The sequence below is a fragment of the Marinobacter sp. M-5 genome, assembly GCF_032911545.1.
In the GTDB taxonomy this organism is placed as follows: domain Bacteria; phylum Pseudomonadota; class Gammaproteobacteria; order Pseudomonadales; family Oleiphilaceae; genus Marinobacter; species Marinobacter goseongensis.
Map to the genome: position 1 here is coordinate 365276 of NZ_JAWJEK010000001.1, position 13539 is coordinate 378814.

Annotated in this window: 12 protein-coding genes and 1 other RNA gene; 8 read left to right on the top strand and 5 right to left on the bottom strand. The window is 56.2% G+C overall.

Annotated features, from left to right (window positions below; genetic code table 11):
- The first annotated feature begins 44 nt into the window (after positions 1-44).
- From R0125_RS01630 to R0125_RS01645, 4 genes are read left to right on the top strand one after another with little or no spacing between them, the layout of a single operon-like run.
- Positions 45-1775 (top strand): type IV secretion system DNA-binding domain-containing protein, encoded by a 1731-nt coding sequence (locus tag R0125_RS01630; RefSeq protein WP_317236908.1) that lies wholly within the window; start codon positions 45-47, stop codon positions 1773-1775.
- Positions 1753-4311: a MobF family relaxase gene (gene mobF, locus R0125_RS01635; protein ID WP_317236909.1), complete on the top strand. Its 2559-nt coding sequence runs from the start codon at positions 1753-1755 to the stop codon at positions 4309-4311. The genes R0125_RS01630 and mobF overlap by 23 nt, the downstream gene beginning before the upstream one ends.
- A gap of 41 nt (positions 4312-4352) precedes the next feature.
- The gene (locus tag R0125_RS01640) at positions 4353-4541 is read left to right on the top strand and encodes an excisionase (protein ID WP_317236910.1); all 189 of its coding nucleotides are present in this window, start codon (positions 4353-4355) and stop codon (positions 4539-4541) included.
- Positions 4511-5686, top strand: coding sequence for an Arm DNA-binding domain-containing protein (locus R0125_RS01645; RefSeq protein WP_317236911.1), 1176 nt, complete (start codon positions 4511-4513; stop codon positions 5684-5686). The genes R0125_RS01640 and R0125_RS01645 overlap by 31 nt, the downstream gene beginning before the upstream one ends.
- A gap of 50 nt (positions 5687-5736) precedes the next feature.
- Here the strand turns inward: R0125_RS01645 and ssrA are convergent.
- The 3 genes from ssrA to smpB form a co-directional block, all read right to left on the bottom strand.
- Positions 5737-6100: a transfer-messenger RNA gene (gene ssrA / locus R0125_RS01650) on the bottom strand.
- Between the two features lie 61 nt (positions 6101-6161).
- A complete protein-coding gene (locus R0125_RS01655) occupies positions 6162-7574 on the bottom strand; it encodes a wax ester/triacylglycerol synthase family O-acyltransferase (RefSeq protein WP_317236912.1) in 1413 nt (470 codons plus the stop codon).
- A 212-nt stretch (positions 7575-7786) separates the two neighbouring features.
- The gene (gene smpB / locus R0125_RS01660; RefSeq protein ID WP_248181374.1) at positions 7787-8266 is read right to left on the bottom strand and encodes an SsrA-binding protein SmpB; all 480 of its coding nucleotides are present in this window, start codon (positions 8264-8266) and stop codon (positions 7787-7789) included.
- Between the two features lie 180 nt (positions 8267-8446).
- On the opposite strand from smpB, the gene R0125_RS01665 reads away from it, so the two are divergent.
- From R0125_RS01665 to R0125_RS01675, 3 genes are all read left to right on the top strand, one after another.
- Positions 8447-10069, top strand: coding sequence for a sodium-dependent transporter (locus R0125_RS01665; RefSeq protein ID WP_317236913.1), 1623 nt, complete (start codon positions 8447-8449; stop codon positions 10067-10069).
- A 71-nt stretch (positions 10070-10140) separates the two neighbouring features.
- The gene (locus R0125_RS01670; RefSeq protein WP_248181370.1) at positions 10141-10587 is read left to right on the top strand and encodes a type II toxin-antitoxin system RatA family toxin; all 447 of its coding nucleotides are present in this window, start codon (positions 10141-10143) and stop codon (positions 10585-10587) included.
- On the top strand, positions 10584-10865 hold the full coding sequence (locus tag R0125_RS01675) for an RnfH family protein (protein ID WP_248181367.1): 282 nt from the start codon (positions 10584-10586) through the stop codon (positions 10863-10865). Before R0125_RS01670 ends, R0125_RS01675 begins: the two co-directional genes overlap by 4 nt.
- Positions 10866-10873: 8 nt before the next feature.
- Here the strand turns inward: R0125_RS01675 and R0125_RS01680 are convergent, their stop codons facing one another.
- Complete coding sequence (locus R0125_RS01680) at positions 10874-11200, bottom strand: outer membrane protein assembly factor BamE (protein WP_248181365.1); 327 nt, start codon at positions 11198-11200, stop codon at positions 10874-10876.
- Positions 11201-11322: 122 nt separating this feature from the next.
- Between R0125_RS01680 and fur the strand changes: the two genes are divergently transcribed.
- Positions 11323-11733, top strand: coding sequence for a ferric iron uptake transcriptional regulator (fur, locus tag R0125_RS01685; RefSeq protein WP_248181363.1), 411 nt, complete (start codon positions 11323-11325; stop codon positions 11731-11733).
- A 108-nt stretch (positions 11734-11841) separates the two neighbouring features.
- Here fur and recN read toward each other — a convergent pair whose 3' ends face one another.
- On the bottom strand, positions 11842-13521 hold the full coding sequence (gene recN, locus R0125_RS01690) for a DNA repair protein RecN (RefSeq protein WP_317236914.1): 1680 nt from the start codon (positions 13519-13521) through the stop codon (positions 11842-11844).
- Positions 13522-13539: the final 18 nt, after the last annotated feature.

Consider the following 13539-nt stretch of genomic DNA (forward strand, 5'->3'; position numbering starts at 1 on the left):
TGGGCCAACACCTCCCACCCTCTGCTCGCCGTCAGGACTGGGGTGTGATCGCTGTGGTGGTGGCGATCACCTTCTTCTCAGTTTTGAGTCTGCTGTATTTTTTCACTTGGCATCTTGGCTCTGATTGGGGGCGCTTTTCAGATCATTGGCCATCGTTGTGGCAGTCAGTAAAACTTTTGCTCTCTAGTCACAGCGTAAAAGGCTGGGAACATTATTGGCAGCAGATTAACGACTACGGATGGACAGTTGATTTCGTCATTCATGCCGTCGCACCTCTGCTGGCAGCCTCGATTGGTGCTTATACAGCTGGTCGCCTCTTTTATTTCCCCGGAGGCAGAGACGGTCTGCAACATATAGCTGGCCCCAGACTGTATTGGCACAACTGTGCCATCCAACATGCGAAACAGCGGCTAAAACTAGAGCGCCGGGATCATCCTCAACCAGGTTTGAAACTACACCCAGAAATCGCCATTCCCCGTGTCCGTGAGAGCGGCAATATTTTCGTGGCCGGCGCACAAGGCACAGGTAAGACCATCTTTATAAAGCCGTTAATTCAGCAAGTAATTGAACGAGGCGAGCGTGCTTTCATATATGACGAGAAGCGAGAGTTTACCTCTTTGTTCTTCAACCCTCAGACCTGCATCCTCATTGCGCCCTGGGATAGGCGTAGCAAAGCATGGAGCATCAGCGCCGATGCCAGCAATGCTACTCGCGCTCAGCTGATTGCCGAACGTCTGATTCCAGATTCGGATGATCCATTATGGTCGAACGGTGCACGGATGATTTTTACCGGTGTGACAGAGATTCTTAACAACACTAGCCGCCGTTGGGGCTGGTTGGAGTTAGCCAGCACACTTTCACTCGATGAGAAGACGCTGAATAACCTGCTAGCTGAACATTTTCCGAGGGCAGCGCGATTCATTGCCGAAAACTCTAAGACGACACAGAGTTTTTTCGCCCAGCTCTTAGGCTCGCTCGGCTGGATTTATACCCTTGCCGATGCGTGGCCCCGCGCTTACCAGAACGGCTTTTCCATGACGCAGTGGGTTCAGCAGGCTGACACTGACAAGCCTGTGATCTTAGTTCAAGCCGACAAGCGTTTTAAGGACATTGGTGCCCCGGTTGCAAATGCATTGATTGCGCTCATGACTTCGAACATTCTGGCACAGACCAACACCACGACTCGTGAGCTATGGCTGTTTTTAGATGAGCTGGCCAACCTACCTCGCAACGAGTCGCTTTTGGAGTGGATGTCGCTAGGTCGCAGTAAAGGATGCAGACTGGTCGCGGGTACCCAATCCATCTCACAATTGCAGCAGCTGTACAGCGAACGCGGTGCCGATTCGTTGCTAAACATGTTCACGGTGTTTGCATCGATGCGCGTCGGTGCCGCAGGCGAGACGGCGACCTATACTGCCAAAGCTTTTGGAGAGCGAGAGGTGGAGCGACCAACCAGTAGCGCCGGGCCAGAGGGGGCGCCGATTACTAACTGGCATCATGAGACCCAAGCCTTGGTTAATCCTTCGGATTTAGTGCAGCTTCCCCAAGCCGGACGGCGTGGTGCCGAAGGCTATTTGCTCATTCCCGGCTGGCAAGCTGTTTACCGATTGCTCTGGCCTGTGCCGAACCTGTTGAAACATGCCCCAGAGCACTGCCCCGCAAGTTGGTTAACTCAGGCGCCACGACCGAGCCCATCGACTGACAAGTCTACGCCAGCGGCCAGCCGCCGTGACCAGTTACGGAGGCGACGTCATGCTGTCAATGAATTCGATTAACAACCTGGACTACTACGCCAATTTAGCCAGTGAGGACTATTACATTTCAGGCGGCGAACCTGCTGGCCGGTGGGCTGGTTTGGGCGCGCGCTTATCTGGGCTACAAGGCGAAGTCGATACCAAAGACTACCGCAGCATTTTTCGTGGCTGCGCACCGGACGGAACTGCACTTTGCGAGAATCCTGGCGATCACCATCGCGCTGGTTGGGACCTGACATTCTCAGCACCCAAGTCTTTATCGATTTTATGGGCACGATCAGACGCTGATTTACGTCAACTGATTCAGGCAGGGCAGCTAAAGGCCGTTAAACAGGCCCTCAGCTTTCTGGAGCAGCACGCGGGTGTTACAAGGCGTGGCCATGCTGGTCACGAACAGGAGGCCGTCACCGGATTGGTTGCCGCGTTATTCGAGCACTCAACCAGTCGTGCCCAAGATCCGCAACTTCATACCCATTGCCTGGTAGCCAACGCAGCGCCAAGAACAGACGGCACGTGGGGCACCCTAGAATCTCGTCAATTGTTCTTATGGCAGAAGGCCGCCGGGGCCGTTTACCGTTCAGCCTTGGCCAACCATCTGCGTGAGATTGGCTTTGGTGTTGAGAAGCGCGAAGGCAAAGCACACTTTGAAGTTCAAGGCATTCCGCAGCAGATCTGCGAGCATTTTTCTAAGCGGGCAGAAGCGATAGAAGCGGCCCTGGATGGTGGGAATGTTAGCAGCAGTGCTTCCACCATTGGCGATGCCATCAAGCTCATCACGCGAATCCACAAGCAACAAGTGGATCGTCCAGCCCTGTTTCGCCAGTGGCATCAGGAGCTGGACACACTGGGGCTAAGCGCCCGACAGGCCGAAGCCTTGCGTGTTGGCCATCCCATGTTCGAGAGCAACCCATTACCTTTAACCTCCATTGTTGAAAAGGTAGTTGAGAAGCAAGCGGTATTTCGCCTGCAAGACCTGTATTTTGCCATAGCCCTCGAGGCCCAGTGGAATCATGCGGATTTACGGGATATTGAGTGCACGGTGAAACACCTGGTCGAACAGCAGGAGGTTATTGCATTGGGTCGCGATGAAGCAAACAACCAACTCTTTTCAACACCAGAGATGATCGGCAAGGAGCAAGAACTTATTCGTCTGGCTGATCAGCTGCAACAGAAAGCACAATATCAGTTATCGGAACAGATCATTCAAGACGCCATACAAAAGCAAGCCAGGCGTCAGGGTTTCGCATTATCCGATGAACAGGCCGAGGGTGTTTTTAGTGTCTGCCAGAGTGGTTTGGATATCCTTCAGGGTGCCGCCGGGGCTGGAAAATCAACATCGATGCAAGCAGTTAAGATCGCTTATGAGGCCGCTGGCTTCAAAGTAATTGGGGCAACTGTAGCGCGCCAAGCTGCGAACCAACTGGAAGCCGAGACCGGAATTAAATCCTATACATTAGCCAAGATATTAAACGAGTTGGAACATGACCGGCTTCAACTGGATAACACCGCGCTTTTGGTTGATGAAGCTGGCCAACTCTCGAGCCTGGACTTACTGCGCCTCGTGGATGCCGTGAGGCAGGCCAGCGGTAAGCTGATTCTTGTCGGTGAACAGCAACAGATGGATGCAATTAGCCATGGTGGCAGCCTAAGCTTCTTGTCTCGACGCCAAGGCTGCGCCCGTATCGAGATTGTTCGTCGTCAGGACGAGTTATGGGCCCGTGAAACTGTGAAGCAACTCCGCGCCGGAGACGCCAAGAGTGCTTTGCATGCGTATCAGGCCCGCGGCTTGTTGAGTTTTGGGGATAACAGTGCCGATGCCCGAGAACAACTAATGCAAAGTTGGCAGAAGTTCCAGGAAACGCATCCGGATAAGCAGGCGATGATCCTGGCTCAGCGTTGGCGTGACGTACAGCCTTTAAATGAGTCCGTGCGCCGTTACTATCAGGAGCATGGCCTAGTCGGGCGAGAGAACATCGAGACCGATTGTCGGGTCAGCAAGCAAGTCATGCGTTTTCAGTTTTCTACCGGGGAACGGGTGCGCTTTACCCGAAATGATTACCCTCGAGGTTTTACCAACGGCGATCTGGGTACCATTGAACGAGTGGAAAAAAACAGTGCGGACCTGAACTTTACCGTGCGCTGTGATAATGGCCGCACAGTGTCCTTTAAGCAGTCGGATTATTGTGACGATCAAGGCCCGTTGTGCTTAGCCCAAGCGTATGCCACCACCGTTTACGCAAGCCAAGGAAGCACGGTGAAGGGAGATGTATTCGTTTATTACACTTCAGGCATGGATCGGGCCGCGTCCTATGTGGCTGGCTCCCGGCACAAAGGCAATTGCCATTGGTTTTTCAATCGTGAAGAGATCGATGCGCTAAGCGGCAACAGAGACCGAGGCCAGATTTCTAACGATAGTGAACGACTCGACGTGCTCGCGAAAAATATGTCCCGAAATAAGCGACCGTCTCTCGCGATCGAGTTTTTAGAAAGCTCTGATCTCCTTGAGATTTCAAAGGCCGAGGTTACGAAAGAGTTTGAGCTGGAGCTTGATCTCTAGAGAAAAGCCTGTCGATTAAAAATTTTGAAAAGAGGTGAGTCATGATTCAAATCGTGACATTGAAAAAGCTTTCAGAACTGACGGGCTACTCGGAGGGCGCCCTACATAAAAAAATACATGATGGTGTGCTTGTTGAGGGAATCCACTATTATCGAGGTCCCGATGGCCGAATCCATTTTGATATCGAGGAGTATCAAAAATGGGTAAAAGCCAATTACCAAAAGGCGTAAGGCTTCGCGAGTCGAGTATTGCCATACGCTTTATGTGGCGTGGGAAACGGTATGAGGAAACTTGGAAAGTTGCTCCTACGCCAGCTAATGTAAAACGGGCTGCGCGTATGCGGGAGGAAATTCTGGTACGCATTCGATCAGGCTGCTTTGAGCTGACAGAGTTTTTCCCCGACTCGCGTAATGCCACAGCCATTGCTGGTGAGTTGCCAGAAGAAGACGTTCCAACGTTTAGTGAGCTGGCTTCCAAGTATTTGAGAAGTCTGACGGTTTCGGCATCGACTCTACGAGAGTATCGAAATGGGGTTAATCGCTATTTCGTGCCCAGGTTAGGTGAAATGCCCGTTGACGCTGTTAGGTATTCGCACCTGGTCGATTTGATGAGTGACATAGCGTGGTCATCAAATAAGACGAGAAACAATGCGATTGTGCCTCTTCGTGGCATTTTCAAATATGCCATCGCAGACCGCCTCATAAGCCATGATCCGTCGGCCGGTCTTAAATTCGCCAAGGTTCAGAAGACCGAGCCGGACCCGCTCAATTTGGAAGAGATCGAGCTGGTGCTCGGTTGGCTCTCTCGCAATGAGCACGAGGTTTTCCTGAACTTCTTCGAATTCGCGTTCTTCTCTGGTTTGCGATCGTCTGAATTGCTGGCCGTTCGGTGGGATGACGTGGATTGGATTCAAGGCAAGGTTCGCGTTCAGCGAGCCCGCGTTGAGGGGAAGCTTAAGGGCACTAAGACTTATACCGTTCGGGACGTTGAATTAAACGCTCGTTCTCGTGACGCTTTAAAAAGACAGAAGAAACATTCACTCCTGAGAGGAGAAGAGATATTCATTAATCCCAATGTGGGAACCCCTTTGATTACGAATAAGCCTATTCGCATGATTTGGAATCGCTGTCTGAGGTCTTTGGGGTTGCGTCACCGAGTGTCTTATCAAACGAGGCACACGTTCTGCACGCTGAACCTTATAGCTGGAGCAAATGTAATGTGGGTCTCTAAACAAATGGGACACTCCACGACTCAGATGACGCTGACTCGATACTCAAAGTGGGTAGAGATGTCTAATCAGGCTAAAGAGAGCAGCAAATTGGATGCGTTCGTGCGTCAAAATGGGGTTAAAGTGGGGGTGACCGCCAATCTTTGAGCCTCCCAACGAAAAAAGCCCCTGAAAACAGGGGCTTTGAACGGGTTGTTTGGTGGAGACGGCGGGAATTGAACCCGCGTCCGCCAGCACTATGCCTTGAGATCTACATGTTTAGCGTCTCTCTATTGATTTAAGTTCAAGCGACCCGAGAGCCAGGGTGCAAGAACCGAGTTCTTTGAATCTTAGCCGCTAGCCAGTGAACTCTGGATAACGGAGCATCCCGTAAGCGATGACGTCCTGAGATGTAGCTCTGGGCTACGGGCGACCCAGTCAGGACGACTAGCAGCTTACGCTGCTAGTGCGTAGTTTTCGTCGTTTGCGACTATTGCGTTGCAGCTTTGGATTAACGAGATTGGCTGCCATCTCGACATGCACCCAAGGGTTCGCCACCAGCGTCGAAGCCATGTCGTCCCCTTACCGACAGTATATGTGGGCCGCTCCGGCAACTTCAAGGGCGGATTGGTGAAGTTTTATTTCACACGGCGGCCCGGTGTTCGGTTCGTTGCAGTGCGATGTCCTTGAGTTCGGCGAAGCTGTCGCGGAAATATCCCATGACGGCATCGGGATCGGCGTTGATATTGCGGTCGATGGTGATCCCGAATTGCACCGTGCCGGCGTAGCTGAAGATGCTCATACCGATACCGATGCTGCCGCTTTGCGGCACCCAGAACATGGGTTGAACCAGTTTGGCGCCAGCCAGATAGACGGCTTCCTTCGGGCCAGGCACGTTGGTAAGCACGGCGGAGGCCTTGTTGCTGAGAAGCGCCAGCGCGCGCCGCTCCAGTATATCCGGGCCGCGGCCGAACAGGTCCAGCAGACTGTAAGTGACCTGGGCCTGATAGGAGCGCTTGAGACGATTCATGTTCTCCTGTACCTGGCGGAAACGCATCACCGGGTCATTAACCTCCACTGGCAGGGACACCAGCACCAGCCCGAACTGGTTGCCCAGGGTTTCGATGGGCTGGCGCAGCGGTCGCAGATTGAAGGGCACCGCTACGCGGATGCCGCAATCCGGAATGTGTTCGCCGGTCTCCCGGAAGTGCCTTTGTAAGGCACCGGTGGCGGCGCACAGCAGCACGTCGTTGACGCTGCCCCGCAAGGCACGGCCGCAGAGTTTTACCTCTGCCAGACTGAGCGGTTCCGCCCACGCGACCTGTTTGCGACCGCACAGTGGTGAGCGCAATCCGGTGCGCGGCTCGAAAGGTGCCAGCCCCAGTTTGACCAGATCCATGGCGATGTTGCCGGCTGTGGTGGCCAGCTTGAGAGGGTAGTCCGGCTCCTGGCGCAGTGACTGGATAAACAACTGGCTCTGTTCCAGGGCGGCTTGCCCGCTATCCAGTACCCGGTTGGTGAAGCGCCTGAGGCTGCTGCCGGGGGTGACCGTTGGTAACATCGGCGGCATCGACAGCCGGCTGAGTTTGGCTTCCGGAGTTTTGTCGGTCAGTGACAGCAACACCCGCACTAGGGAAATGCCATCGGCGATGCAATGGTGAATGCGGATCAGCAGGGCGCAGCCACCGCCGTAATTGTCGATGTAGTGAATCTGCCAGAGCGGCCGGCGTAAATCGAGGGAGGTGCTGTTAAGGTCGCTGGTCAGCGCCTGTAGCTCATCCTTGCCTGCGTTGCCGGGTAGGGCGATGCGGTGAATGTGGTTGTCGATATCGAACAGCGGGTCATCCTGCCAGTACACGCGCTCGCCCTCATGAATCACGCGCTGACGAAATCGCTGAAAACACAGGAAACGTTCGTTAAGGGTGCGTTTCAGGCGGTTGATGGCGATGGGCTGATCGAACACCAGCACTGCGGAAATCATCATCGGGTTGGTGGGGCTGTCCATGCGCAACCAGGAACGATCCACGGCTGACATGGGAGTCTTACTTTGTGACATGGGGCCTCCGTTCTACGTGCAATCCTTTTGCCGAACGGACAACGTGCGCACCCTTTTTTTCCAGCTATCCAGCTATCCAGCTATCCAGCGATCCCTGTGTCTGGGATCCGGGTGGCCTGTCGGCGGTGAGACCAGAAAGTATAGGCCGATCAGAACAGGGGGGGAAGAGAATGCGGATGCGACATAACCGGATGTCGCATCCGGGATCGGAATCAGACGTTGGCTTCGCGCAGAATACGCTGCTTCTGGCGGTTCCAGTCGCGTTCTTTTTCGGTGGCGCGCTTGTCGAACAGCTTCTTGCCTTTCACCAGAGCAATCTCACATTTCACCTTGTTCTGTTTCCAGTACAGGGCCAGCGGGATGCAGGTGTAGCCGTCCTGACCCACTTTGCCGACGATCTTGGAGATTTCCTTGGCGTGCAGCAGCAGTTTGCGGGTGCGGGTCGGGTCGGCAATCACGTGGGTGGACGCTGCAATCAGCGGGGTGAAGTTTGCGCCCAGCAACCAGGCTTCCCCATCCTTGAGCAGCACGTAGGCGTCGGTCAGCTGCGCCTTGCCGGCACGCAACGATTTGACTTCCCAGCCCAGCAGGGCCATGCCCGCTTCGTAGCGCTCCTCAATGTGATATTCGTGTTTTGCCTTTTTGTTCAGCGCGATAGTACTGCTCTGAGGTGCGGGTTTTTTCTTGCTCATGAATCGGTAATCCGGCGTCGGATAAGGAATTTGCCGGGCGACACGCGCCCCGGTAAAACGCGCATTGTAGCCCAGGAGTGCCAGACCGGTCACGAATTCAGCGCGAGGGGCCTCTTCGGTGGTCGTAGCAACCGTGGCGTATCCGCTACAATGCGAGGCTCAGCTTTTCGGGAACGATGAATGCCTGCACCCTATGAAACCCCGATCGGGTCCTGGACCCGCAAGTCGACCTTCTTCTGGGCCGCCGTTGGTGCAACGGTGGGCCTTGCCAATCTGTGGCAGTTTCCCTACCTGGCGGGGCAGCACGGCGGTGGTCTGTTCATCTTGTTGTACGTCGCTTGCCTGCTGCTTGTCACCTTGCCTCTGATGGTCACCGAGGCGGCGATCGGGCGGCACTCGCGGCACGGCATCGTGCTGGCGATGGACGGTTACATTCGCAGCGCGCGGTGTTCCCGATGGTGGATGTTTGCCGGGCGTCTGAGCGTGATTGCTGCGTTCCTGGTGCTGTCTTACACCGCGGTGTTCGGCTCCATTGCGCTGGCTTATGTGTTCTATGGTGCGTTCGGGGTCTTCGCCAACGCGGGTCAGGCAGAGGCCACGGCAGTTTTGTCCGGTCTGGTGTCCGACACCCGGGACTACAAGGTGTTCATGGCGTGGCACCTGTTTTTTCTGGTGCTGGTGATCTGGGTTTCCATTCAGGGCGTGGTGCAGGGGCTGGAGCGGGTATTCCGCGCATTGGTGCCGGCCTCGCTGATTCTGCTCCTCGGCCTGTTTGCACTGGCGGCGTGGCACGACCGTCTTGGTGGCGCGATCTCGGCCATTCTACAGTTCCGGCCTGCGGACGTGGGGGCAGGCAGCGTCAAGGCGGCGTTATTCCATGCTTTCTTTACACTCGGGCTGGGCATGGGGGTGTGGGCCATTTTTGGTGCCTACACGCCTGCCGGGGTGCGCCTGAAGCGTTCGGTGCTGGCGGTTGTGTTAATGGACACACTGGTCGCCATTCTGGCCGGTGTGCTGATTTTTGCTACCGCCACCACGGACGGCAGTTTTGACGGCGAGCGCGGCTTCAGCCTGTTGTTCGTGTCGTTGCCGGTGGCGTTGGCGCCGCTGCCCGGGAGCCAGTTCATCATCGCTGCAGCGTTCCTGTTGGTGGTGCTGGTGGTGTGGACCTCTGCTCTGGCCCTGCTGGAACCGGTGGTGGGATGGTTCCGGGAGTGGACCGGTGCTCCCCGCGGTTGGTCGGTCTTCATCATGGGGGTGCTGGTGTGGCTGGCCGGCCTGATCACCCTGTTGTCGTTCAATATGTGGTCAGACATCCGTCTGGCCGGGGGCACCCTGTTCCGCTGGCTGGAGCTGATCACCGGCGGGCTGCTGATTCCGCTGGTGGCCATTCTCATCGCGTTGTTCACCGGTTGGTGTCTGACCCGTTCGTTGTCTTTCACGATCATTGGCAACACGCCCAGGTTGTTCGGCCGTATCTGGTATTGGGTGATGCGGTTGGTGCTGCCGGTGGTGGTGGCGTACATCGGCATTTCCTACACCCTGTTCTCGCTCGACAATCTGTGTGACAACAATCAGGAAGAAGTTCGCTGGTGTCGTCAGGTGGATCCGGTGGTCGCCGATCCGGGCGTCCTCCAGCCCGAGGAGGTCGAGCCGGCGCCGTCTGCTGATCATGGGGTGACGCCGACGCCCGCAGTGAAGGAGGGTAAGCCGCAGCCCGCCCGGCATGAGGAGGATGCGAAACCGGAACCGGCGCCGGAAAAAGCCCCAAAGCAGGGCGATATCCTTTATCATAGCGTCTGAAATCGGCGGGCTCCGAGTGTGTCCGCTTTCACCCTATTTCAGTGAGATTGTCAGCAGGACACCCGCTTCCAATGCCTCATCAGATCGACAAATCGGCCCTGGTCATGCACTCCGCCGAGCGCATGTTTCATCTGGTCAACGACATTGCCCGTTACCCCGAGTTTTTACCCTGGTGTGCGGGCGCCGAGATTCATGATCAGGATAACGAGCAGATTACTGCGTCGCTGGACGTGGCGAAGGGCGGTATCCGCCAACGTCTGACCACCCGCAACCAGATCCTGCTTCCCGATACCATCGAAATGAGTCTGGTGGATGGTCCGTTCCGCAACCTCAGCGGTCGCTGGCACTTTAAATCCCTCGACGACCACGCCTGCAAGGTGATTCTTACCCTCGAATTCGAATTTTCCGGGTCGCTCTCCCGCATGACTTTCGGTCCGGTATTCAGTCAGGCGGCCAATACCATGGTGGATGCGTTTTGTCGCCGTGCGGATGAGGTGTACACCGGAGGTGCGCAATGATTCAGGTCGAGGTGGCATTCGCCCGTCCGGACAAGCAAGAAATTATCGGTTTGCAGGTGCCGGAGGGAACCACCGCGCTGGAGGCGGTGAAGCGTTCGGGCATTGTTGATGTGTTCCCGGAAATTGATCCGGACAGTAATGATATGGGTATCTTTGGGAAGGTCATCAAGGCGCCGGCCAGTCACGAGTTACGCGACGGTGATCGGGTGGAACTCTACCGGCCCCTGAAGATTGATCCCAAGCAGGCCCGGTTGAACCGGGCGAAGAAGAAGGATTGAAACCGGCTTCAGTAGGCCGGGGTCTCCTCCAGCAGTTGGGCTTCGTAGTGGGAGAACAGGTCGTTGTCATAATAGACGATTACCCGTTGTTCCTCGATATCGCCGCCGCGCCGCTGGAACGTGTAAATGAAGTATTCCCGTGAGGGGTCCACGGGGTTAAGCATCAGCGGGCTTCCCAGTACCGAGTGTACCTGGCTGCGGGACATGCCTTCGGACAGGGATGTCAGCTCTTCGTCGGTCAGGATGTTGCCTTGCTGGACGTTAATTTTATAAACGCCGGGGAAGGCACAGCCAGTCATGATGAGAGTGAGAATGAGAGCTGTGAGCTTTTGCATCGCCGGGGGAAATCCTCTATCTTGAAATCGCCTGCCAAAGGCAGGTGTGACACGGTATTACCGTCAAAATGCGGCTTCATCATACCCGAAGCCGTGGGGCACACCAACGAGTGAATAGTAACATGTCATCTGAAAACGCCGAATTACGAAAAGTCGGTCTCAAGGTTACTCTGCCGAGAGTCAAGATCTTCAACATTCTCGAGAACTCCGAGGAACATCACCTCAGTGCTGAGGATGTCTACAAGAAGCTTCTGGAGCAGGGCGATGACGTGGGGCTGGCAACCGTTTACCGGGTGTTGACCCAGTTTGAGGCAGCAGGCCTGGTGCTTCGCCACAACTTCGAGGGCGGCCATGCGGTGTTCGAAATGGCTGGCGACGACCATCACGATCACATGGTCTGCACTCAGACCGGTGAGGTGGTGGAATTTGTGGATGAGGTGATCGAACAGCGTCAGCAGAAAATCGCCAGAGAGCATGGCTTCGAGATTGTCGACCACAGCCTGATTCTGTACGTCAAACCCATTAAGAAGTAAGCATTACTGCACTGGCCGGTGCTGTGTGCGGAGGTCAACGCAAAAAAAGGGGCGGGTATTAACCCGCCCCAACAACTCTCGCAATCGAGAGGGGAATGTGCTCGTTTCTCAGTGATGGGTTGCCTGGCCTTTGGTAAACATTTCCCGGGCGTGAGCAATGGTGTGTTCGGTCATGTCGACGCCCCCCAGCATTCTGGCCACTTCGCTGATCCGCCCGTGATCATCCAGCGTTTCAATTTTCGAGAAGGTCGCATCCTGTTCGGTGAATTTGCTGACGAACAGGTGCTGGTGACACTGGGCCGCCACCTGCGGCAGATGCGTGACACACAGGACCTGACCGTCGTCGCCCAGAGTCCTCAGTAGCTTGCCGACTACCTCTGCAGTGCCACCGCCGATGCCCACGTCCACCTCATCAAACACCAGGGTCGGGGTGGTGGATGTCTGCGCCACCACTACCTGGATCGCCAGGCTGATTCGCGACAGCTCGCCACCCGACGCCACTTTTGCCAGCGGCCGCGCCGGCTGTCCGGGGTTGGCGCTGACCAGAAACTCCACGTCTTCCAGTCCGCAGGGCGAAGGCTCGTTGGCACCATTCCGGTTCAGGTGGGTGACAAACTGCACTGCCGGCATGCTCAGCTGTGCCAGCTCGTCGGCAATTCGCTGATCCAGTTTCGCAGCGGCCTCTTGGCGGGCCTCGGACAGGCGGGTTGCGAGTTCGTCGAAGTGCGTGCGCTGGCTTTGCAGCTCCGCTTCCAGTTGCTCAACGCTGCCTTCGCCGTCATCCAGTGATGCCAGTTCAGCGCTCAGGCGCTGGTGAAATTCCGGCAGCTCTTCCGGTGTAATCCGGTGTTTGCGCGCCATCTGGTAGATGGCGCTCAGGCGCTCCTCCACCTCCGCCAGGCGCGCCGGGTCGGCCTCGTAATCTTCGACGAAACGGCGCAGGTTGTCGCCGGCTTCGCTGATCTGGATCTGCGCGTCATTAAGCATCTGGATGGTGTCAGCCAGCGCCGGCACTTCGGTGGGCAGGTTTTCCAGTTGCTGCAGAGCCTGGCGGACAAGATCCGCGGCGCTGTTGTCTTCCTCGGTGCACAGCAGTGCTGCCTGCTGACTGTTGAGGAGCACCGTGTCAGCGTGGCTGAGCCGGGCTTGTTCCTGCTCAAGGTTTTCCTGCTCGCCACTTTCCAGGGCCAAGCGGTCCAGTTCCTCTACCTGGTAACGCAGCAGCTGCAGGCGGGCCTCGGCTTCGTCGGCATTTTGCTGGCGCTCGGTCAGGCGCTGGCGGGTTTTGCTCCAGATTTTCCAGGCTTCGCGGGTGTCACTGGCCAGCGTTTCCACCCCGGCGTATTCGTCCAGAAGTTTGCGGTGGGTGTCCTTGTGGAGCAGCGACTGGTGCTGGTGCTGGCTGTGAATGTCCATCAGCCGGCTGCCAAGATCTTTCAGGTCTGCCAGTGGGCAGGGTTGGCCATTGATGTATGCCCGTGAGCGGCCGTCCTTGCTGATCACCCGGCGCAGGATGCAGTCATGGTCGTCATCCAGCTCATGTTGTTCCAGCCACAACCGTGCCTCGGTAATCCGCGATACATCAAAGGAGGCGGTGATGTCTGCCCGCTTTGCGCCATGGCGAACGGCGCCGGCGTCGGCCCGTCCGCCCATGGCGAGGCTGAGCGCATCCAGCACAATGGACTTGCCTGCACCGGTCTCTCCGGTCAGGGCGGTCATACCCTTGCTGAACTGGAGTTCGACTCTTTCAGCAATGGCGTAATTGGAAACGGTGAGCTGTGTGAGCATGCAGGTGACCTCCGCTCT

Bases quoted from the DNA above. Each gene is read 5' to 3' on its own strand.
- mobF (WP_317236909.1), top strand. From the start codon at position 1,753: ATGCTGTCAATGAATTCGATTAACAACCTGGACTACTACGCCAATTTA.
- R0125_RS01645 (WP_317236911.1), top strand. From the start codon at position 4,511: ATGGGTAAAAGCCAATTACCAAAAGGCGTAAGGCTTCGCGAGTCGAGT.
- smpB (WP_248181374.1), bottom strand. From the start codon at position 8,266: ATGAGCAAGAAAAAACCCGCACCTCAGAGCAGTACTATCGCGCTGAAC.
- R0125_RS01655 (WP_317236912.1), bottom strand. From the start codon at position 7,574: ATGTCACAAAGTAAGACTCCCATGTCAGCCGTGGATCGTTCCTGGTTG.
- R0125_RS01670 (WP_248181370.1), top strand. From the start codon at position 10,141: ATGCCTCATCAGATCGACAAATCGGCCCTGGTCATGCACTCCGCCGAG.
- R0125_RS01675 (WP_248181367.1), top strand. From the start codon at position 10,584: ATGATTCAGGTCGAGGTGGCATTCGCCCGTCCGGACAAGCAAGAAATT.
- R0125_RS01680 (WP_248181365.1), bottom strand. From the start codon at position 11,200: ATGCAAAAGCTCACAGCTCTCATTCTCACTCTCATCATGACTGGCTGT.
- R0125_RS01640 (WP_317236910.1), top strand. From the start codon at position 4,353: ATGATTCAAATCGTGACATTGAAAAAGCTTTCAGAACTGACGGGCTAC.
- fur (WP_248181363.1), top strand. From the start codon at position 11,323: ATGTCATCTGAAAACGCCGAATTACGAAAAGTCGGTCTCAAGGTTACT.
- R0125_RS01665 (WP_317236913.1), top strand. From the start codon at position 8,447: ATGCCTGCACCCTATGAAACCCCGATCGGGTCCTGGACCCGCAAGTCG.
- recN (WP_317236914.1), bottom strand. From the start codon at position 13,521: ATGCTCACACAGCTCACCGTTTCCAATTACGCCATTGCTGAAAGAGTC.